Here is a 19,842-nt window from a genome sequence, read left to right as displayed (position 1 = left end):
CGGCAGCGCTCCTGGCCAGTGTCTCTGTGTCTCAAGATTGTCGGCGCCGGAGAAGGCGAAGGTGTCTCGCATAAGGGGTGTTGGTGGGCGAACCGCCGCACCGGCGATCGTCGGCCAGGGCCGGAATTCGACCCACGGCGGCCGCGTGCGGCGTGCAGGGGTGTTGACGGGCGGTCCGGCCCGCGTGAGATCTTGGCTCCCGTTCAGGACTGTTCGGTAAGTCAGAGGCTGTTCGGAATTCCGAACGATGCCGTAACTCCCGTGAAAGGGGAGGGACATGTCGACATCCGGTGGCCGGTCCATGCGACGGCGTGACTTCATGGCCGCTTCGGCCCTCGGCACGGCGGCCGTGGCGGCCGGGTCCTGGCCGGCCGCCGCCCAGGACCCCGCGTCCGGCCCAAGTGTGGCCCCCGAGCTCGCGAAGGACCTCCCGCCGTACGTCGGCGCGGGCAGCACGGCCCCCGTCCGCCCCTTCCGGCTGAACGAAGTGGCCCTGGGCGAGGGGCTGTTCCAGGAGAAGCGTGACCGCGTGAAGGCCTTCGTCCGCGCCTACGACGAGCGGCGCTTCCTGGTGCTGTTCAACAGGACCGCGGGCCGGCCCAACCCGCCCGGCGTCGAGGTCCCCGGTGGCTGGGAGGACGGCGGCCTGCTCAGCGGCCACTGGGCGGGCCACTACCTCACCGCGCTCGCCCAGTCCCACGTCGACCAGGGCGAACAGGTCTACAAGGACAAGCTCGACCGGATGGTGCGCGAACTGGCCGCCTGCCAGGACGCCCTGAAGGGCACGACGGTGCACCCCGGCTACCTCGGCGCGCTGCCCGAGGACACCGTGCTGCGCGCGGGCCCGCCCCGGTTCGCCGTGTACGGCAGCGACCCGGACAAGAACACGTGGGCGCCCTGGTACACCCAGCACAAGATCATGCGCGGCCTCCTCGACGCGTACACCCTCACCGGCAACGAGCAGGCCTTCGAGGTCGTCAGGGCCATGGCGGACTGGGCCCACCTGGCCCTGACCCTCGGCGACGTCGAACACCCCGACTACGAGGGGCCCGTCTCCCGCGACGACCTCAACTACCTGTGGGACACCTACATCGCGGGGGAGTACGGCGGCGCCAACGAGGTCCTCGCCGAGGTCCACGCCCTCACCGGCGACGCACGCCACCTGGAGACCGCCCGGCTCTTCGACAGCCGCGAGTCCCTCTTCCAGGCCTGCGTCGACAACCGCGACATCCTCACCACCACGGACGCGACCCGCCCCGGCCGCAGACGCCCGAACCATCTGCACGCCAACACGCACGTCCCCAACTTCGTCGGCTATCTACGGGTCTTCGAACAGAACCGGGACGACGACTACCACCGCGCTGCGCGGAACTTCTTCGGCATGGTCGTCCCGCACCGGATGTTCGCGCACGGCGGCACCAGCGGGGCCGTGCCCGGCGCCAACACCAACCCCGAGGCGTTCCAGAACCGCGACAACATCGCCCACGCCATCGCCGGCGACGGCGCCGAGTCCTGCACCACGTACAACCTGCTCAAGCTGGCGCGCAATCTCTTCGCCTTCGACCCCGACCCGGCCTACATGGACTACTACGAGCGCGGCCTGGTCAACATGGTGCTCGGGCAGCGCGCCGACACGGACCGTACGGACGATCCGCAGCTCGCCTACTTCCAGCCGCTGACCCCGGGCGCCGCCCGCGAGTACGACAACACCGGCACCTGCTGCGGCGGCAGCGGCCTCGAAGGCGGCACCAAGTACCAGGAGACGGTGTACTTCCGCTCGGCCGACGACAGGACCCTGTGGGTCAACCTGTACGTCCCCTCCACCCTGCGCTGGCGGGAGCGGGGCTTCACGGTCGTCCAGACGACCGGCTTCCCGCGCGAACAGGGCAGCACACTGAAGGTCGAAGGACGCGGCCGGCTCGCCCTCAAGCTGCGCGTCCCCGGCTGGGTCGCCGACACCCGGGACGGCTTCGCGGTCTCCGTCAACGGACGCCGCCTCACGGGCCCGCGCCCGAAGCCGGGCAGCTACCTCACGATCGACCGCGACTGGCGCCCCGGGGACACCGTCGAGATCTCGATGCCGTTCACCGTCCGCATCGAGCGCGCCCTCGACCGCCCGGAGATCCAGTCGGTCCACTGGGGCCCGCTGATGATGCCGGTGCTCGGCGAGGTGCCCAAGGGCGAGTTCCAGGAGCTGACGCTCTACCGGCACCTCAAGCGCGACGGCGACTACGCCCGGTCGGCGTTCGCACCGGGCCGCGGCCAGACCCTCACCGTCGGCAAGCACACCCTGCGCCCGCACTACGTCGGCGACCGGCAGCCCCAGTCCGCGTACTTCAAGCGCGTCGAACCCGAGGTGGTCTTCGGCTCCCTCACCACCGGCGTCCCCAACCGCAAGCACGACGACGACCTGCCGGACTACGACGTACCGGTCGACGGCGTCGCCTCACCCGGCGACGACGGGCTGACCTTCCTCGACGTGGTGTGGGACGGCGCGCCGTTCGCCGAGCACCGTGACTTCGTCCGCCGGGTGGAGCGGACCGCCGCCGAATGGGCCACCGCCGGCCTCTTCACGGAGGAACAGCGCGCCACCGTCGTCGAGCGTGCGGCCGCGGCGGAGCGGGAGCTCGCACCCTGATGCCGTGCTGTCCGGGTTGTGGCGATGAATCCCGGCGCGATGACCGGTCTGCACCTTCGACGGGCGATCCATCGCACACCAGGAGGGCATCATGGCCGCTTCCTACACGTTCGACGTCTTCTCCAGCCTCGACGGGTTCGGCGCCGCCGACGGCGGCAGCTGGACCGGGTACTGGGGCAAGCAGGGCCCCGAGCTGCTCGACCACCGCCTCGACCTGTACCGCGAGGAGCAGCGGATGGTCTTCGGGGCCGACACGTACCGGGCGTTCGCGCGGATGCTGGCCTCCAGCACCGAGGAGTCGGAGGTCCGCGACCCCTGGGTGACGCGGATGATCAGCCTGCCGGCCACGATCGTGTCGAGCACCCTGGAAGCGCCGCTGGACTGGCCGGACGCGACCGTCGCGCCGGGCGACGCCGTCGATGTCGTCGCCCGGCTCAAGGCGGAGTCCCCGGTGCCGCTGCGCTCGCACGGCAGCCTGTCCATGAACCGGGCGCTGATGGCGGCGGGCCTGGTGGACCGCGTCCAGGTGACGCTCTTCCCCGTGATCACCGGGCTGACCGGGCTCGACCCGATCTTCAAGGGCGCGGCCGACTTCGACCTGGAACTCCTTGAGCAGCGCACGCTCGACAGCCACATCCAGGAGCTGGTCTACCGGCCGATCCTGCACGTCTGATCAGTGCTGGTCCGCGGCCGCCAGGACCGGCACCTCCGGAAGCGCCGTGCCGTGCACCCACGCCCGGAACACCTCGTCCACGGGCCGCTGCGCGAACCGCTCCAGATGCGCGGCGAACATCTCCGTCGTGACGACGCCGTGCCGGTGCAGGTCCGTCCAGGCGCGCAAGGCCCGGAAGAACGCCTCGTCGCCGAGCGCGCGGCGCAGTGCGTGGATCGCCAGGGCGCCGCGCTCGTAGAGGCGGTCGTCGAACATGTGCTTGCGGCCCGGGTCGGCCAGGGACAGGTTCTCGGGGAGCCCGGCGAGCAGGCGGTGGGACGCGGCGGCCAGCTCCTGGGCGGTACGGCCGCCCGAGCGCTCGCACCACAGCCACTCGGCGTACTTGGCGAGGCCCTCGTTGAGCCAGATGTGCTGCCAGTCGGCGACGGTGACGCTGTTGCCGAACCACTGGTGGGCCAGCTCGTGGGCGACGAGCCGCTCCGCACCGCGGGCACCGTCCACATGGTTGGTGCCGAACAGCGACAGGCCCTGCGCCTCGACCGGGACGTCCAGCTCCTCGTCGGTGACCACCACCGCGTACTCGTGGAAGGGATAGGGGCCGAACAGCTCCTGGAACAGCTCCATCATCTGCGGCTGGCGCGCGAAGTCGCGGGAGAACTCGGTCAGGAGGTGCGCCGGGAAGTGCCCGGTCTGCGGCACCCCGTCGAGCCCCGGATCGCCGAGCAGCGCCGTCTGGAACCTGCCGATGGCCAGGCCGACCAGATAGCTGGAGGTGGGGGCCGGCTGCTCGTACAGCCAGGTCGTGGTCGAGGCCCTGGTCGTCCGGGTGAGGAGGCGGCCGCCGATCACCACCTGGTACGCGGAGGGGGTGGTCAGGGAGATCTGGTACGCGGCCTTGTCCGCGGGCCGGTCGTTGCACGGGTACCAGGAGGGGGCGCCCACCGGCTGGCTGGCGACGAGCGCCCCGTCGGTCAGCTCCTCCCAACCCAGGCCGCCCCAGGGGCTCTTCACCGGCTTCGGGTTGCCCGAGTAGTGCACCTCGACGGTGAACGCGGCGCTCGCGGCCAGCGGCTTCGCCGGCCGGATCCGCAGCCGGCCGCCGCGCAGCGTGTAGTGCGCCGGGCGGCCGTCGACCCGGACCCGGCCGATGCGGAAGTCGGCGAAGTTCAGCTGGAACTCGTCGAGTTCGGCGTGTGCGGCGATGGCGCTGAGCCGGGCCGTGCCGGACAGCCGGTTGGGCTCGGGGCGGTAGTCCAGGTCGAGTTCGTAGCGGTGCACCCGGTAGCGGGGGTCCCCGTTGGACGGGAAGTAGGGGTCCGGCTTGTGCTGCCCGTTCACGACTCGTCCGCTCCCTGTCCCCGCGCCCGGTCTCGATCCCGGGCCCGTTCTCGTACGACATGGCCAACGCGCGGCCGTCGTCCGCCGGTTCACGGACGCCAGGCCTCGATCGGGTTGCCCAGCCACCGGCTGTCCGGCGGCACCGATTCGCCGGCCATCACCAGGGACGCGGGCCCCAGCGTGCTGCGGGCGCCGATCTCGCTGCCCGGCAGCACGATTCCGCCAGGACCCAGCGTGGCGCCCTCGCGAAGGGTCACAGTATCCGTCCGCAAGATCCGGTCGTGGAAGAGGTGCGTCTGCAGGACACAGCCCCGGTTCACACTCGCCCCGTCCTCCAGGGTGACGAGGTCGGTCTCCGGCAGCCAGTAGCTCTCGCACCACACGCCCGCCCCGATGTGCGCGCCGAGCCCGCGCAGCCAGGCGGTCAGGACGGGGGTGCCGGGCACGGACCCGGCGAGCCACGGCACGGCGAGCATCTCCACGAACGTGTCGGCCAGTTCGCCCCGCCACACGAAACCGCACCACAGCGGGTGCTCGCCCGTGCGGTGGCGGCCGACCAGCAGCCACTTGGCCACGATCGACGCCGTGCACGCGAGGACGCCCGCGGCCAGCAGGACGGGACCGCCGAGGAGCGCCGCCGCCCACAGGCCGTACGCGGCGGCGAGGGCGGCCAGTGCGCCGAGGACGAGGACGACCAGGGCGGCCGAGCAGAACACCGGGACGAGCCGGCCCAGTTCGACCAGGGCGCGTGCCCAGCGCAGCCGGGCGGGCGGCGCGTAGGTGCGGCTCGGGTCGGCGCCGGTGTCCTGCCGCGGCAGCCGGACCGGCGGCAGGCCCAGGTAGGAACTGCCCTGCTTGGCCTTCTTCGGGGTGGCCGACAGGACGCCCACCAGACCGTCGTCCGGCACCGAACGGCCGGGCGCCGTCATGCCCGAGTTGCCGAGGAACGCCCGGCGGCCGATCCGGGCGCGCCCGATCCGCACCCAGCCGCCCCCGAGTTCGTACGGTGCGGTCAGCGTGTCGTCGGCGAGGAACGCGCCGTCGCCGACCGTGGTGAGACCGGGCAGCGCGAGCACCGTGGACACCTCGGTGTCGCGGCCCACGCGCATGCCGAGCAGCCGCATCCACACGGGCGTGACGAGCCCCGCGTACAGGGGGAACAGCGTCTGCCGCGACAGGTCCATCAGCTGGGTGACGGTCCAGGACTGCCAGCCCGCCCGGCTGTGCACCGGGAAGGTCCCTGCGGTCAGGCCGAGCCCGATCAGGCGGACGCCGGCCAGGATCAGCACCGCGTACGTGAGCCCGTAGGCGAGGGCGGCGGGGACGACCGCGAGCAGGCCGCCGCGCACGGCCTCGCCGAGCCCGGCGTCCGAGGGAACGAAGGCGTGGGCGACAAGGAGGGCCGGGAGGGCGGCCAGGAGCGGCAGGAGGGTGAGGGCGAGGCCTGCGGCGCCGTACATCGTGCGCCAGCCCGCCGTGCGCGGCGGGCGGTGCTCGGGCCACTCACGCTTGGCCTTGCCGAGCTTGACCGCGGGGGAGCCCGCCCAGCGCTGGCCGGTCGGGATGTGGCCCCGGGCGGCGGAGCCCGGCGCGATCTCGGCGCGCTTGCCGACCCGGGCGCCCGGGAACAGCACGCTCCGTGTGCCGACCACGGCGCCCGCGCCGACCTTGACCGTGCCGATCTCCAGGCGGTCGCCGTCGAGCCAGTGCCCCGACAGGTCGACCTCGCTCTCGATGGCGCAGCCGCGGCCGAGCTTGAGCAGTCCGGTGACCGGGGGCAGTGAGTGCAGGTCGACGTCGGGGCCGACGCGGGCGCCGAGCGCGCGGGCGTAGCGCTGCAGCCAGGAGCCGGTCAGGGAGGTGGCGCCGCTGTGCTCGGCGAGGCGTTCGGCGGCCCACAGCCGCAGATGGACGTGGCCGCCGCGCGGGTACGTGCCCGGGCCGACGCCGCGCAGCAGCAGCCGGGCGCCGCCCGCCGCGAGGGCGAGCCGCCCCGGTGGGCTGAACAGGAGCAGCGCCGCCGGTGCGAGCAGCCACCAGGAGGCGGGCGGCGCCCACGCGTAGCCGCCGAAGCGGTGCAGGACGTCGGCGAGGGCAGCGAGTGCGACTGTCCAGCGCAGCCCGTTGAGGGTGAACAGGGGTATCAGGAGCAGCAGTTGGACGAGCTTCGCACGGGTCGGGACCGGGGTGATCACGCGCTGGGCGCCGTCGTCCTGTGCCGACTTCTCCAGGCGGCGGGCCAGTTTGCGCAGGACGGGACGTTCGTAGATGTCGATGACGGCCGCGCTCGGGTAGCGGGTGCGCAGCCGGGTGGTCAGCTGGGCGGCGGCAAGGCTGCCGCCGCCGATGGCGAAGAAGTTGTCGCCCGCGCCGGTGACGGGGACGCCGAGCGTCACGCTCCACTGCTCGGCGAGCCAGGCCTCCGTGCCGTAGAGCTGCTCGGCAGGGGCGCCCGTCGTCTCCACGTCGGGCAGCGGCCAGGGCAGTGCGTCGCGGTCGACCTTGCCCGAGGTGCGCGTGGGCAGCTCGGGGACGGGGGCCAGCAACGGGACGAGGGCGGCGGGCAGTTGGCCGCGCAGCTTGTCGACGGCGGCCGCGTGCTGCCAGCCCTCCTGGGTGACGAGGTAGCCGACGAGCAGCTGGTTGCCGCCGCGCGCGGTGCGCACGGCGCAGGCCGCGCCCGCGACACCCGGTAGCGCCTGGAGTGCGGCGTCGACCTCGCCCAGCTCGATGCGCCGCCCGCCGAGCTTGACCTGTTCGTCGCCGCGCCCGAGGAAGACCAGGCCCTCGGGGTCGGCCTTGACCAGGTCGCCGCTGCGATAGGCGCGCTCCCAGCCCAGGGCGGGCAGCGGCGCGTACTTCTCGGCGTCCTTGGCCGGGTCGAGGTAGCGGGCCAACCCGACGCCTCCGATGACGAGTTGACCGCTCTCGCCCATCGGTACGGGCCGGTCGTCCTCGTCGACGACGGCGAGTTCCCAGCCGTCCAGCGGCAGCCCGATGCGCACCGGCTCGGCGCCGGTCATCAGGGAGGCGCAGGTGACGACGGTGGCCTCGGTGGGCCCGTACGTGTTCCAGACCTCGCGGCCCTCGGTGACCAGGCGCTGGACGAGTTCGGGCGGGCATGCCTCGCCGCCGAAGATCAGTAGCCGGACGTCGTTGAGGGCCTCCGGCTCCCACAGGGCGGCCAGCGTCGGCACGGTGGAGATCACGGTGATCTCCTGCTCGGCCAGCCAGGGCCCCAGGTCGGCGCCGCCGCGCACCTGCGAGCGCGGCACCGGAACCAGGCACGCGCCGTGCCGCCACGCCAGCCACATCTCCTCGCAGGACGCGTCGAACGCGACGGAAAGCCCCGCCATGACGCGGTCCCCCGGACCGATCGGGTCCTCGGCGAGGAACAGGGCGGCCTCCGCGTCCACGAACGCGGCGGCGCTGCGGTTGCTGACGGCGACGCCCTTGGGCCTGCCGGTCGACCCGGAGGTGAAGATGACCCACGCGTCGTCGTCGGGCCCGGGCCGGGCGGCGGGGACGGGGGAGGAGTGGGCAACGTCGAAGGCGAGCCCCGCCCCGATCACGGCCCGCACCCCCGCCTCGCCGAAGACGAGTTCGGCCCGCTCGTCCGGGTCCTCGGCGTCGACGGGTACGTAGGCCGCGCCCGCGGCGAGCACGCCGAGAATCGCCACATACAGGTCGTTCGACCCCGACGGCACCCGCACGCCGACCCGGTCGCCGCGGCCCACCCCCGCCCCGGCCAGACGCCGGCGCAGCCGGTCGACCTCGGCGTCCAGCGCCCGGTACGTCAGACGGCGCACGCCGTCGTCGAGTGCGGGTTCGTCGGGGTGCCTGCGGACGGTCGCGTCGAGGATGTCGACCAGGGTGCGCGGGGCGGCGGCGGCCTTCGCGTAGAAGTGCGCCGGAGCGTCGAGCCGTTCGGTCAGCTCCGCTTCGAGCAGGCTGAGCTCGTCGTGTGCGCGAGTGGCGTCCATCGGGTCCCAACGTCGAGACGACGACAGCCCGGCGGACGCGACGCAAGTACCCCCGAACTGCCCTGAGTTGACCGACCAGGGCCGGACAACCGGGACATGTTACGGCGTCCGGGGCGCGGGGCGCGGATCGTGCAGGTCAATCGGGGCGTGGGGCGGGGTCGGCGAACTCCGTTGGATCATCGCCCAGTTGGCGGGCCGGGACGCTGCGCACAGAACCCGACATCGCCCCGGCGTGCGGAACGTCGCGGCGCCGGGGCGATGTGTGCGGAGAGGGCGTGGGTTGGTCAGTTGTGCTCCTCGTCGATGGTGACCGCGGCGCCGTTGTCGAGCTTGACGGCGACCCGGACGCCGCCCTTCTTCGCCGCGGCCTCCAGCTCGCCCTCGGTGCAGCGCTTGTTGTCGCCGTTCTCGCCGCAGATCCAGCCGTTGCCGTTGATGGTCGTGGCGGTGGCGCTGTAGAAGGCGGTGGTGTTGCCGTCGCTGTCGAGCAGCGTGTACTTGCCCGGGGCCAGGTAGCCGAGCTCCCCGGAGCGCATGCCGCTCGGCTTGCCGGTGTCCGAGTCGCCGCCACCGCTGCCGGCGTGGTCCTCGACGATGCTGACGGCCGTACCGTTCTTGATCTTCACCGTCGCCGAGACGCCCTTCTTGGACGCGGCCTCGAGCTGCTCCTCGGTGCACTTGGTGGCGGCCTGGCCCTCGGCGTCGCCGCAGATCTCGCCGGCGCCCTGGATGTCGGTGTCGGTCGAGGTGAAGAACGCCTGCTCGGTGTCCTTCAGGTCGGAGACGGTGTACTTGCCGGGCGCCAGGTAGGAGACGTTGCCGAACCAGGTGCCGCTGACACCCTTGCCCTGCGACGTGCCGCCCGAGCCGCTGCCGGCCTGCGACTCCGAGCCCTCCGCGGCACCCGAACCGGCCGCCCCGCCCTTGTCCTTCGCGTCCGAGGCCGCGGTCGACGACGACGCCGAATCGCTCGACGACGCGCCCTCGTCCGCGCCTCCCTGGCAGGCCGTCAGCAGCGTGGTCGTGGCCATCAGGGCGGCGGCGGTGAGGACGGCCTTGCGGCGGTGGTTGCGAAGCATGATGTGGTTCCCCCGTTGCTGGATGGGCGTGCGGTCGGTTCGAACGATTGGGCTCTGTGCCCTTGTTCGATCTTGAGCCTGCCTGATCGCATGTGTTCGGGGGAAGCGCCGTTACGAGGTGATGACGATCTCGCCGTGTCCCTAAGACACCCAAGACAGCAGAGACACCAAAGAGACCTTCATGCGGGGAGTGCGTCCCCGGGGAAGCCGTGGCACGGGTGCACCTCGCAGCGCATCATTCCGGCCCGTACGCAGGGATCCCCGGCCATGATCTCCGCGGCCTCCTCGGCCGACACGGTCATGATCGCGGCACCGGCCACGGTGTCCGAGGCGACCGGACACAGGACCGCGATCACCCCATCGGCGCGCAGTGACACCATGCGTCGCTGGTGTTCGCGCTCGATCGCGTCCGCGCCGTCCTTGGTCCGCTCCGGCCCCCAGTGCAGCAGCGCCAGGCTGAAGGGCTTCGCGGTCGCCGCCAGAGCCTGTACCTGTTCGTCGGTCACGGTCGTCCCCATGCTGTCTCCCTACGTCGCGATGCGCTCGGTCAACGCGACGATAGATCTCCCGGCCCCGCGGACGTGGGTCATCCGCCGCACGCCCGGTTCCCGGCAGCCGGCGGACGTGGTTCGTTGCCGGGGGCGGGAACGTTCACGCGGACCCCGCCGCCCGCACAATGGGGGCATGCCGGAAGCCTCGAACACCCCACCGCGCTTCCCCCGGGCCTGGCTGGCGCCAAGCGTGTTGCTGCTGGCCGGGATGGCGGCCTGGGGCATCGCCGTGTACCCGAGCCTGCCCGACCGCATCCCGCAGCACATCGGCGGCAGCGGCGTGGACGCCTGGACGGACAAGTCCGTGGGCGCCGCGTTCATGCTCGTCTTCGTCTACGCGGGGGTGACCGCGCTGCTGTCCGCCACCGCCGCGATGGTGCTGCGGGCCACCCCGACCTCAGAACTGCCCGACGGCGAACCGCGGTTCGCCGTCACCGGCAGCCAACGCCCCGCGACGCGTGCCGGAGCCCGTCGGATGGCCGTGGCGCTGCTCGTCACCAACCTCGGGATCGGGCTGTCCTTCGTCGTCGGCAACCTCGTGCAGTGGCGCACCAGCGTCACGTCCGAGGTCCCGTGGTGGTTCTTCGTCGGGCTGCTGGCGCCGATCGCGGCCGGGACCGCCCTCACGCTCGTCGTGGGCCTGCGCGACCGCAAGGAGGGCAACAGGATCCGCGCCGCCACCGATTCCGCGCGCGGCACCCGTTAGGGCCTCAGCCCTGGGCCGACGCCGCCGCGGACGTGTCCCACAGCGCGCGCGTGCCGCATCCGGCCACGTCCAGGGCCAGTTCCGCGTACATCGCGTTGGCCCAGGAGAACCAGTCGCGGGTGAACTTGTGCGGGTCGTCCTTGTGGAAGGACTCGTGCATCGCCCCGGTGCCGCCGTCGGTGGCGATCAGGGTGTGCAGCAACCGCAGCCGCCGGTCGGGGTCGTTGCTGGTCAGCCCCTCCACGGCGAGGGCGATCGGCCAGATGTAACCGTCGGGGGTGTGGGGGCTGCCCACGCCCTCGGCGGCCGTTCCCCGGTACCAGGTCGGGTTGGCGGGGGAGAGCACGAACGCGCGGGTCGCCAGGTACAGCGGATCCGCCGGTGACACATCGGCGACCAGCGGCAGCGACAGCAGGCTGGGCATGTTGGCGTCGTCCGCCAGGAGCGCGTTGCCGAGCCCGTCGACCTCGTAGGCGTAGATCGGGCCCTGGCCGGGGCGCTCGACGGTGCCGTGCCGCAGGGTCGCCGCGCGCAGCTCGCCCGCCAACTGATCGGCCTCGTCGGCGAGTTCGGCGTCCTGTACGTGCCGCGCCATCGTGGCGACGCCGTCGAGCGCTGCGGCCGCGCACAGGTTGGCGGGCACGTTGTATCCGTAGGTGCACGCGTCGTCGCTGGGCCTGAACCCGCTCCACGTCATCCCGGTCGGGGCGACGGGCGTGCCACGTCCGTCGTTCTGCAACGTGTCGGTCGGCGGGACGTCCGCCCGTACGAAGCGGTACTTCGAGCGGTTCTCGTGGTCCTGCTCCGTGCGCCACACGGAGATCGCGGAGCGCGCCGCCTCCAGCGCCTGCGGCAGGTGGTCGGTGCGCCCGCTCGCCCGCCAGAAGCGGTGCGCGAACAGGAGCGGGAAGGCGAGGGAGTCGACCTCGTACTTCTCCTCCCACACCCAGGGGTCCTCGCACAGGTCGTCCGTGTCGTGGGCACGGCCGGACGGTTCGGCGTTGAACGCGTTGGCGTACGGGTTGTGCGCGATCTGGCCGAACTGGCGGCGCAGCACGGCGAGAAGGAGGTCCTGAAGGTCCGTGTCGTCCTTCAGAAGGGCGAGGTAGGGCATCATCTGCGTCGTCGAGTCGCGCAGCCACATGGCGGGGATGTCGCCCGTCACGACGAAGGCGGTGCCGTCCGGCATCGGGCGGATGGTGCGGGCCAGCGTGTCGTCCAGGCAGCGCACCAGCGTCTGTCCGAAGCGGGGGTCGCCGAGCTCGTCGAGGCGGCGGACCGCCTGCTGGACGACCGGGTTGTGCTGGACGCTGGTGGGAAACGGCATCGTCGGCCTTTCGGTGGCGGGCGATGCCAAACGTAGATCACCAAGGTGGGCCGCGGAAGGGTGCGGAAGACATCGGGCGGGGGCACCGACCCGCCGGGCAGGGGAGCGGACGACCGGTCAGCGCCGGACCGGATACCGCAGGTGCAGGGCTCGGCGTCCCTGGACGACGACCGGGTCCTCGAGGAGCAGGTGGCCGCGTGCCAGCTTGGCGAAGTAGGGGATGCCCTCGCCGAACAGCACCGGCACCAGGCTGACGCACACCTCGTCCACGAGCCCCAGGTCGAGCGCCTGCTGGGTGATCGCCGCGCTCGCGATGGTGACGTCCCGATCGCCCGCGATCTCCCTGGCCCGGGCGATCGCGGCCCCGACCCCGTCGACGAACGTCGTGGTGGGCCACTTCGCGGCGGCGTCCTCGGGCGGGCGATGAGTGACCACGACGACGGGTGCGCCCGCCGGGTGCTTGTCGCCCCAGCCGTCCGCGATGTCGAACAGGCGCCGCCCGGCGACGAGCGCCCCGCAGTTGCCGGTCAGCTCGCCCAGCACCCGCGCGCTGGAGTCGTCGACCTGGAAGGTGACCGTGTCGTTCGGGTTGGGGACGCTCACCTCTCCCGCCTCGAACCACTCGAACAGCTCCCCGATCTCGTCCCGCGGATTCGCCATGAATCCGTCGAGCGACATCGTCATGTGCGTGAACACCTTGGCCATCGTGCGTCTCCCGTCGCTTCTCGGCGTCTTCGCCCTCACAGGCATCGACTTCCTGTGACCGTGGAACTCATCGGCACCCCGGCACCGCACCTCAAGTCCGGGGCCCGTCGCGTGCCCGCACGTCCATTGACAGTGCGTCAGGTCTCCCGCACCGTGCCGCCATGAGCATCGTCCCGCCACCCGCCCGATTCCGTCCCCGCGGTGCCGAGTCCTGGCGCGATCCCCACGCGATGTACGCGGCCCTGCGCGATCACGACCCGCTGCACCACGTCGAGGACGGCGGCTACTGGGTGCTCTCGCGCTACCACGACGTCCTGGACGCGCTGCGCCGCCCCGAGGTGTTCTCGTCGCGCAAGGGCCTCACGGTGGTCGGCGACGACATGGCCGCGGCCGGAGTCGATGCCGCGCCGCCGCTGGTCATGCTGGACCCGCCGGAACACACCGCGTTCCGCGCGCTGCTGACCAGGGGATTCACGCCGCGCCGCGTGGAGTCCGTGGCCGACGCGGTCCGCGACTTCGTGCGCGCCCGCCTCGACGTGATCGACGCGGCGGGCGGCACCGTCGACATCGTCGCCGAGCTGATGCGGCCGCTGCCGTGCTTCGTCGTCGCCCACTACCTGGGCGTCGACGAGGCCGACCGGCAGCGGTTCGCCGGCTGGACCCGGGCGATCGTCCAGGCGGGCGCCAAGGGCCACGTGCTCGACGCGCACGAGGCGGTCGGCGACCTCTTCGCGTACTTCGCCGCACTCGTCGAGCGCCGCCGCGCGCACCCCGCCGACGACACCGTCTCCGACCTCGTCCGGGTCCTGGGCGACGACCCTCAGGCCGTGATCCGCATCCTCGGCTTCGCCTTCACGATGATCGCGGGCGGGAACGACACGACCATCGGCCTGCTCACCGCCGCCGCTCAACTCCTCACCGAACAACCGGCATTGAGGGGGCGGATCGGATCGCACCCGGCCGCCATGGGCCCCTTCGTCGAGGAGACGCTGCGCCTGGCATCGCCCGTACAAGGCCTGGCCCGCACCCTCACCGAGAACCTGAGCCTGCACGGCAGGACCGCGCCCGCCGGGGACAGGATCCTGCTGCTCTACGGCTCCGCCAACCGCGACCCGCGCGCCTTCGGCCCCCGCGCGGACGAGGTCGACCTGGAGCGCGGCGCCCCGCAGCACCTCGCCTTCGGCTACGGCCCCCACCACTGCCTGGGCGCCGCAGCGGCCCGCCTCCAGGGCCGCACGGTGCTCACCGAACTCCTCGCCCGCTTCCCACGCTTCGAGGTCGACGCCGCCCGCGGCACGTTCGCGGACGGGGCCTACGTACGCCGGTACGAGACGCTGCCGTTCACGACCGGCGGATGAGGGCGACCCGGTCCCCGCCGAGGTCTGGACCCCGTGAGGATCTCCGGCGAGCATGGTCCATGCACGGTACAGCGGCCGGTGCGCGGGGCCGGGTCCGTGCGCCGTACGCGCATCACCTCCGAGAAGACGAGCGGGATCGACGAGGGGACGGCCGCATGCCACTGGAACCGGTGACCCAGATGTTCCTGGCGGAACTGGCCGAGGCCGACGGCCCGGCGATGCACGAGTCGACGCCGGCCATCGCCCGGCTGCACGGCCCGATCCTGTCCGGTCTCAGCGGCCGGGGCCCGGAGGTCGGCGAGGTGCGGGACGCCAAGGTCGAGGGCCGGGACGGCGGGCGGTTCCGCATCCGGTTGCTGCGCCCCGAGGGCACCCCGCGGGCGGTCCTCGTGTACTTCCACGGCGGCGGCTGGGTCATCGGCGACATCGACCTGCAGTACGACCACGTGGGCCGCCGGCTCGCGAATGCCACGCAGTCGACCGTGGTGATGGTCAACTACCGCAAGGCGCCCGAGCATCCTTTCCCGACCGCGATCGAGGACAGCTGGGCGGGGCTGACCTGGGCCGCGGACCACGCGGCCGAACTCGCCCCGGACGACGCCCCCTTGATCGTCGCGGGCGACAGCGCGGGCGGCAACATCGCCGCCGTGATGACCCAGTGGGCGCGGGACCGCGGCGGCCCCACCATCGACTACCAGGCCCTCGTCTATCCCGTCACCGACTGCGACCTGGACCGGCCCTCGTACATCGCACCGCAGAACCAACTCCTGCTCGCCCGCGACACCATGGTCTGGTTCTGGCGCCACTACCTCCCCGACGAGCAGGCCCGCGCGCACCCGGACGCCTCCCCGCTGCGCGCCGACAGCCTCGCGGGTCTGCCCCCGGCGCTCGTGTACGTCGCCGAGTACGACCCGCTGCACGACGAAGGCGTCGCCTACGCGACCGCGCTGCGCGAGGCGGGCGTCCCGGTGGCGCTGAAGGAGGCCGCGGGCCAGATGCACGCCTTCTTCCAGATGGTGGGCATCCTGCCCGGCTTCGAGGACGGGCTGCGCCTGGTCGCGGAACACATCAACGCGTACGTCGCCGAAAGGACGGTGTGAGCCATGGCCGACCACGACGTGATCGTCATCGGCGCCGGTTTCGCCGGCCTGTACCAACTGCACCGGCTGCGCGCGCTCGGCTTCGACACCCTCGTCGTCGAGGCCGGCGCGGACGTCGGCGGCACCTGGTACTGGAACCGGTACCCCGGCGCCCGCTGCGACATCGAGTCCGTCGAGTACTCCTACTCCTTCGACGCCGACCTGGAACAGGAGTGGGACTGGAGCGAGCGCTACGCCGCCCAGCCGGAGATCCTCTCCTACGTCCGCCATGTGGCCGACCGCTTCGACCTGCGCAAGGACGTCGTCTTCAACACCCGTGTGGAGTCGCTTGGTTGGGACGACGCGACAGGCCGCTGGACGGTCATGGCGTCCGACGGCACGCCCCGCACCGCCCGTCACGTCATCGCGGCCACCGGGTGCCTGTCCGTGCCCTCCCGGCCCGACTTCGAGGGCCTCGGGGACTTCGCGGGCGAGGTGCTGTGGACGTCGAGCTGGCCGCACGAGGGCGCCGACCTGACCGGCAAGCGGGTGGCCGTGATCGGCACCGGTTCCTCCGGGCTGCAGACCATCACGGCTATCGCACCGGTGGTGGGCTCGCTCGCCGTCTTCCAGCGCACCCCGTCGTACGCGGTGCCCGCCCACAACGGCCCCAACGCCGCCCGCCTCGCCGAGGCGCGGGCGCGCTACCCGGAGCGCCGTGAGGTGTCCCGCGCCTCCTCGAAGGGCTTCGACTGCGACGAGGACGGGCAGGTGCTGCTGGCCGAGACCGAAGAGGCGGCAATCCGCGCGGAATTGGACCACCGCTGGGACGACGGCGGTCTCTGCTTCGGCAGCGGCTTCAGCGACCTGCTCAAGGACGCGGACGCCAACGAGGCCGTCGCCGAGTACGTCCGCGCCCGGATCCGCGAGAAGGTGAAGAGCCCCGAACTCGCCGAGCGGCTCACCCCGCGCACGTACCCGATCGCCAGCAAGCGCATGTGCGTCGACACCGGCTACTTCGAGGTGTTCAACCAGGACAACGTCACCCTGGTCGACCTCACGGAACGTCCCATCGAGCGCATCACGGAGCACGGAATCCGCACCGCGGACGGGGTGGAACACGACGTCGACGTCATCGTCATGGCGACCGGCTTCGACGCCATGACCGGCGCCCTGAACGCCATCGACATCCGGGGCGCCGACGGCCGCTCACTGCGGGAGAAGTGGGAGCACGGGCCGCGCACGTACCTCGGCCTGATGTCGGCCGGCTTCCCCAACCTCTTCACGGTCACCGGCCCCCAGAGCCCGTCCGTGCTCTCCAACATGATGACCTCGATCGAGCACCACGTGGACTGGATCACCCGCGCCCTCACGCACCTGCGTGAGCGCGGACTGCGCCGCATGGAGGCCGACCCCGACGCCGAGGACAACTGGGTCAACACCACCAACGACCTCGCCGACCTCACGCTCATGCCGCAGGCCGCGTCCTGGTACATGGGAGCCAACATCCCCGGCAAGCAACGGGTGTTCATGCCCTTCATCGGCGGCGTCGGCCTCTACCGCGACCTCACGAACGGCATCGCGGTGAGCCATTACCACGGGTTCGAGCTGAGCTGACCGGCAGCGTGACGACAGGCCCTACTTCTCGACGCGCATTTCGCTGCGGATGTGTCCCGTGAGTTCCGCCGCGTCTTCCTTGGACATCCCGAGGGTCCCGTCGTGCGTAGTGACGATCCCGACCGTCGAGTAGTCGGCCCAACCGCACCACGTCGTCTCGGTGGCCGGCTCGTCGTCGGCCCGGTTGTCCACCTCGAAGTCCACGCAGTCCATCACCGCGCCGCTGAGCGAGTCCGCCTCCGCCTCCTCTTGCGTACTGAAGAACGTGACGATGTTGCCGGGAGCCTTGTCCGTAGCCGCTCTGACCTTCTTCTCCACGAGTTCGAAGTAGTAGGTCAAGGCCAGTTGGGGGTTCTCGAACCTGCCGTAGGCGGCCGTGACCGAGAAGCTCTTGCCGTCCTGCGCACGCTGCAGCGAGTCCGCGGCCGCGCCCGGATCGGAGGTGTCGACGTTGCCGAGCATCTGGTCGGAGTAGCTGGCGGCGAGCTCCGTGGGCTTGTCCATCTCGTGCCACGCCAACACCTTGGGGTCGCCCGAGGCGAGGTCCGGGTCTGCCTCGTCGCCGTTGCGGTAGTAGTTGGAGAACGACATCGTCGACGGCGCGGTCAGCGTGTGCGGGCCGTCGTCCTTGAGGCCCTTGTAGCCGAAGAACCAGAACAGCGCGCCGCCGATCGCCACCAGAGCCACCGCCACACCGCCGGTGATCAACAGCGCCTTGCCGCCTCCGCCACGGCGCGGAGGATATCCACCCGGCTGCTGCGGGAACCCGTAACCACCTTGCTGCGGCTGCCCGTAGGGAGCGGGCGGGCCCGGCTGGGCGTACGGACCGGGCTGACCCTGCTGGGGGAACGGTCCGGGTTGACCCTGCTGCGGGAACGGACCCGGCTGTCCAGGCTGCGCACCGTACGGGCCCGGCTGACCGCCGTACGGCCCGGGTTGCCCGCCGTACGGTCCCGGCTGCTGGGGGCCGCCGGCGTACGGACCTGGATGGTTGCTGCTCACTGGTGAATTCCTCCCCCGTGCGATTGCGTCCGCACATCCTGCCCGAAGCACCGGGCCCATGCGTAACTCGGTCACCGGGGGTCACGGGGTGCGTTGGCGCGACGGCCGACGGGGTTCCTCAGGCATCTCACGCCGCCCGCAGGGGCGTTGTCAGTGGGGCCTGGCACTGTGTGCGTATGAGTCGGATCATCTCGTTCAGCACGGCGGACAAGGCGCAGGTCATCGGGTTTCTCGGCGCCGCCGCGAAGTTCACCGCGGAGCAGCGGCGCATCGCGGCGTTCATGCACGAGCGGGCGCAGGCCCGGCAGGTGGATGTGGAGCGGCAGGACCTGGGCTGGGAGTTGACGGTGCCCGAGGCGCTCGACCATCTGCTCGCCGGGCACGCCACATGCACTGCGGACGCGGCGGGCAACGCTTACGCGGCGGCGATGCAGATAGTCATCGACTGCAACGCCTCGGACCCGGTGGACCTCGCCGTCTACTCGAAGCCGGCGACGTTCTTCGACGCGCTCGACACTGAGTTGCGGCGCGTGGGAGTCCCCGCCGCCCTGCTTCCTGGCGACCACGTCATTGGCGGCCTTCCGGCCGAGTTCCCCTTTCCGCTGCCGCTGCCCGAGCACGCCATGGAGAACTTCGGCCACTGGCCGCTGGAGAGAGTCAAGCCGGCGGTCGACGCCTACCGCGCGGTCCTGGACCGGATCGATGACAGTTTCGTGTTTGATCTGCAACTGCTCATCGAGCGGCTCGAGTTCGAGCACGAGGAGTGGGAAGAGCACCACGAGCGCGACTGGTTCACTCAGGACACGATCTTCTTTTCGATCACCGGGTGACGGGCATGCCTGATCCCCCTCGGCAGCCAAGGAGCCCTTCATGAAAGCCAACGCCGCGCGCACCGTGGTCGCCCTGCCCGGGACGTTCTGCTCGCCCGTCATCTACGAGCGGATGCGGGGGCTGCTCGACGAGCGGTTCGACGTGTGCGCGCCCTCCTGGATGACGGACGCGCCGAGCTGCACCCTCGACGGCGTGGCCGCCTGGGTCGCCGAGCGGCTCGGCGCCGACGGGAGCGCGCCCGTGCTGCTGATCGGGCACTCCACCGGCGGCGCCATCGCCCTGCGCCTGGCACTGTCCCGCCCCGACCTCGTCGGCGGGCTCATGCTGATCAACACCGGGCCCCACATGCGCGGGCACGGCGACGTCACGGCCCTGATCGCCGGCATGGAGCGCGACGGCGCCTCCGGCGTGGTCGGCCCGGTGCTCGACCGTTCCTTCCACCACGCCCCGACACCGGAGGACCGGCAACGCCTGCTGGACTACGCGATCGAGGCGCCCCTCGGCTCGGCGCTGGAGGTGCTGCGCAGCCAGCACGCCGCCGACCTCACCCCGGACCTGCCCTCGCTGCGGATGCCGGTCTCCGTCGTGCACGGCCGCCTCGACCCCGTCCGGACCGTCGAGGCCGCCCAGGACATGGCCGCCGCGATACCCGGCGCCCGACTGCATCTCGTCGACTCGGGCCACAGCCCCATGTACGAGACACCCACCGCGGTCGTCGCGGCCATCGAGGAACTGGACGGGCGCATCGGCGCCTGACCGCCCGCCCGCCGGGAGTGAACCGGACCGCTGGTAACCCCCCTTGGGGATGGCGTGCCGTCAAATGGCCCGCGCAGCGAAGCGATTCAAGATCCCGAGACGGCTTCACTCGAACGTGTGGCGGAGGGTAGGGTCGAAAACGGCAGGCGGGCTTCCGCGCCCTGCCTCCTTCCCCCACCCACCCCTCCTCGCAGCCGGC

Annotated in this window: 15 protein-coding genes; 8 read left to right on the top strand and 7 right to left on the bottom strand. The window is 71.8% G+C overall.

What is annotated here, in order from left to right:
• Positions 1-277 precede the first annotated feature (277 nt).
• Together ACZ7L4_RS28670 and ACZ7L4_RS28665 are read left to right on the top strand one after the other, a co-directional pair.
• Positions 278-2,638 (top strand): beta-L-arabinofuranosidase domain-containing protein, encoded by a 2,361-nt coding sequence (locus ACZ7L4_RS28670; protein ID WP_472107046.1) that lies wholly within the window; start codon positions 278-280, stop codon positions 2,636-2,638.
• A 91-nt stretch (positions 2,639-2,729) separates the two neighbouring features.
• Entirely contained in the window at positions 2,730-3,311 is a 582-nt protein-coding gene (locus ACZ7L4_RS28665; RefSeq protein WP_472107044.1) for a dihydrofolate reductase family protein, read from the top strand.
• Here the strand turns inward: ACZ7L4_RS28665 and ACZ7L4_RS28660 are convergent, their stop codons facing one another.
• The 4 genes from ACZ7L4_RS28660 to ACZ7L4_RS28645 all read right to left on the bottom strand — a co-directional run bounded on the left by ACZ7L4_RS28660 (position 3,312) and on the right by ACZ7L4_RS28645 (position 10,229).
• Positions 3,312-4,649, bottom strand: a complete 1,338-nt coding sequence (locus ACZ7L4_RS28660; protein WP_472107042.1) for a M1 family metallopeptidase — start codon at positions 4,647-4,649, stop codon at positions 3,312-3,314. It abuts the gene before it with no gap.
• Positions 4,650-4,738: 89 nt separating this feature from the next.
• On the bottom strand, positions 4,739-8,632 hold the full coding sequence (locus ACZ7L4_RS28655) for a Pls/PosA family non-ribosomal peptide synthetase (RefSeq protein WP_472107041.1): 3,894 nt from the start codon (positions 8,630-8,632) through the stop codon (positions 4,739-4,741).
• Between the two features lie 284 nt (positions 8,633-8,916).
• Positions 8,917-9,711, bottom strand: coding sequence for a hypothetical protein (locus ACZ7L4_RS28650; protein WP_472107039.1), 795 nt, complete (start codon positions 9,709-9,711; stop codon positions 8,917-8,919).
• A gap of 179 nt (positions 9,712-9,890) precedes the next feature.
• Positions 9,891-10,229 (bottom strand): YciI family protein, encoded by a 339-nt coding sequence (locus ACZ7L4_RS28645; protein WP_472107037.1) that lies wholly within the window; start codon positions 10,227-10,229, stop codon positions 9,891-9,893.
• Positions 10,230-10,395: 166 nt separating this feature from the next.
• On the opposite strand from ACZ7L4_RS28645, the gene ACZ7L4_RS28640 reads away from it, so the two are divergent.
• Entirely contained in the window at positions 10,396-10,968 is a 573-nt protein-coding gene (locus ACZ7L4_RS28640; protein WP_472107036.1) for a DUF1648 domain-containing protein, read from the top strand.
• Between the two features lie 4 nt (positions 10,969-10,972).
• On the opposite strand, the gene ACZ7L4_RS28635 is transcribed toward ACZ7L4_RS28640, so the two are convergent.
• Both ACZ7L4_RS28635 and ACZ7L4_RS28630 read right to left on the bottom strand, forming a co-directional pair.
• Positions 10,973-12,295 carry a glycoside hydrolase family 125 protein gene (locus ACZ7L4_RS28635; protein WP_472107034.1) on the bottom strand — a complete coding sequence of 441 codons (1,323 nt, stop codon included), beginning with the start codon at positions 12,293-12,295 and terminating at the stop codon, positions 10,973-10,975.
• A gap of 117 nt (positions 12,296-12,412) precedes the next feature.
• A complete protein-coding gene (locus ACZ7L4_RS28630) occupies positions 12,413-13,000 on the bottom strand; it encodes a dihydrofolate reductase family protein (RefSeq protein WP_472107032.1) in 588 nt (195 codons plus the stop codon).
• Between the two features lie 161 nt (positions 13,001-13,161).
• Between ACZ7L4_RS28630 and ACZ7L4_RS28625 the strand changes: the two genes are divergently transcribed.
• From ACZ7L4_RS28625 to ACZ7L4_RS28615, 3 genes are all read left to right on the top strand, one after another.
• On the top strand, positions 13,162-14,358 hold the full coding sequence (locus ACZ7L4_RS28625) for a cytochrome P450 (protein ID WP_472107030.1): 1,197 nt from the start codon (positions 13,162-13,164) through the stop codon (positions 14,356-14,358).
• Positions 14,359-14,513: 155 nt separating this feature from the next.
• Positions 14,514-15,458 (top strand): alpha/beta hydrolase, encoded by a 945-nt coding sequence (locus ACZ7L4_RS28620; protein ID WP_472107029.1) that lies wholly within the window; start codon positions 14,514-14,516, stop codon positions 15,456-15,458.
• 3 nt (positions 15,459-15,461) lie between these two features.
• Positions 15,462-17,054 (top strand): flavin-containing monooxygenase, encoded by a 1,593-nt coding sequence (locus ACZ7L4_RS28615; RefSeq protein WP_472107027.1) that lies wholly within the window; start codon positions 15,462-15,464, stop codon positions 17,052-17,054.
• Positions 17,055-17,075: 21 nt separating this feature from the next.
• Here ACZ7L4_RS28615 and ACZ7L4_RS28610 read toward each other — a convergent pair whose 3' ends face one another.
• Positions 17,076-17,762, bottom strand: coding sequence for a hypothetical protein (locus ACZ7L4_RS28610; RefSeq protein ID WP_472107025.1), 687 nt, complete (start codon positions 17,760-17,762; stop codon positions 17,076-17,078).
• A gap of 470 nt (positions 17,763-18,232) precedes the next feature.
• Here ACZ7L4_RS28610 and ACZ7L4_RS28605 point away from each other — a divergent pair, with 470 nt between their 5' ends.
• Together ACZ7L4_RS28605 and ACZ7L4_RS28600 are read left to right on the top strand one after the other, a co-directional pair.
• On the top strand, positions 18,233-18,886 hold the full coding sequence (locus ACZ7L4_RS28605) for a DUF7691 family protein (protein WP_472107023.1): 654 nt from the start codon (positions 18,233-18,235) through the stop codon (positions 18,884-18,886).
• Between the two features lie 40 nt (positions 18,887-18,926).
• Positions 18,927-19,643, top strand: a complete 717-nt coding sequence (locus ACZ7L4_RS28600) for an alpha/beta fold hydrolase (RefSeq protein WP_472107022.1) — start codon at positions 18,927-18,929, stop codon at positions 19,641-19,643.
• Positions 19,644-19,842 lie beyond the last annotated feature (199 nt).

Source organism: Streptomyces sp. NPDC107575 (assembly GCF_055657265.1).
This window is presented reverse-complemented; position numbering and strand designations above follow the sequence as displayed.

Excerpts from the sequence above, each read along its gene's own strand:
- ACZ7L4_RS28605 (WP_472107023.1), top strand. The coding sequence starts at position 18,233 with ATGAGTCGGATCATCTCGTTCAGCACGGCGGACAAGGCGCAGGTCATC.
- ACZ7L4_RS28620 (WP_472107029.1), top strand. The coding sequence starts at position 14,514 with ATGCCACTGGAACCGGTGACCCAGATGTTCCTGGCGGAACTGGCCGAG.
- ACZ7L4_RS28625 (WP_472107030.1), top strand. The coding sequence starts at position 13,162 with ATGAGCATCGTCCCGCCACCCGCCCGATTCCGTCCCCGCGGTGCCGAG.
- ACZ7L4_RS28600 (WP_472107022.1), top strand. The coding sequence starts at position 18,927 with ATGAAAGCCAACGCCGCGCGCACCGTGGTCGCCCTGCCCGGGACGTTC.
- ACZ7L4_RS28670 (WP_472107046.1), top strand. The coding sequence starts at position 278 with ATGTCGACATCCGGTGGCCGGTCCATGCGACGGCGTGACTTCATGGCC.
- ACZ7L4_RS28665 (WP_472107044.1), top strand. The coding sequence starts at position 2,730 with ATGGCCGCTTCCTACACGTTCGACGTCTTCTCCAGCCTCGACGGGTTC.
- ACZ7L4_RS28645 (WP_472107037.1), bottom strand. The coding sequence starts at position 10,229 with ATGGGGACGACCGTGACCGACGAACAGGTACAGGCTCTGGCGGCGACC.
- ACZ7L4_RS28635 (WP_472107034.1), bottom strand. The coding sequence starts at position 12,295 with ATGCCGTTTCCCACCAGCGTCCAGCACAACCCGGTCGTCCAGCAGGCG.
- ACZ7L4_RS28640 (WP_472107036.1), top strand. The coding sequence starts at position 10,396 with ATGCCGGAAGCCTCGAACACCCCACCGCGCTTCCCCCGGGCCTGGCTG.
- ACZ7L4_RS28630 (WP_472107032.1), bottom strand. The coding sequence starts at position 13,000 with ATGGCCAAGGTGTTCACGCACATGACGATGTCGCTCGACGGATTCATG.
- ACZ7L4_RS28655 (WP_472107041.1), bottom strand. The coding sequence starts at position 8,632 with ATGGACGCCACTCGCGCACACGACGAGCTCAGCCTGCTCGAAGCGGAG.
- ACZ7L4_RS28615 (WP_472107027.1), top strand. The coding sequence starts at position 15,462 with ATGGCCGACCACGACGTGATCGTCATCGGCGCCGGTTTCGCCGGCCTG.
- ACZ7L4_RS28650 (WP_472107039.1), bottom strand. The coding sequence starts at position 9,711 with ATGCTTCGCAACCACCGCCGCAAGGCCGTCCTCACCGCCGCCGCCCTG.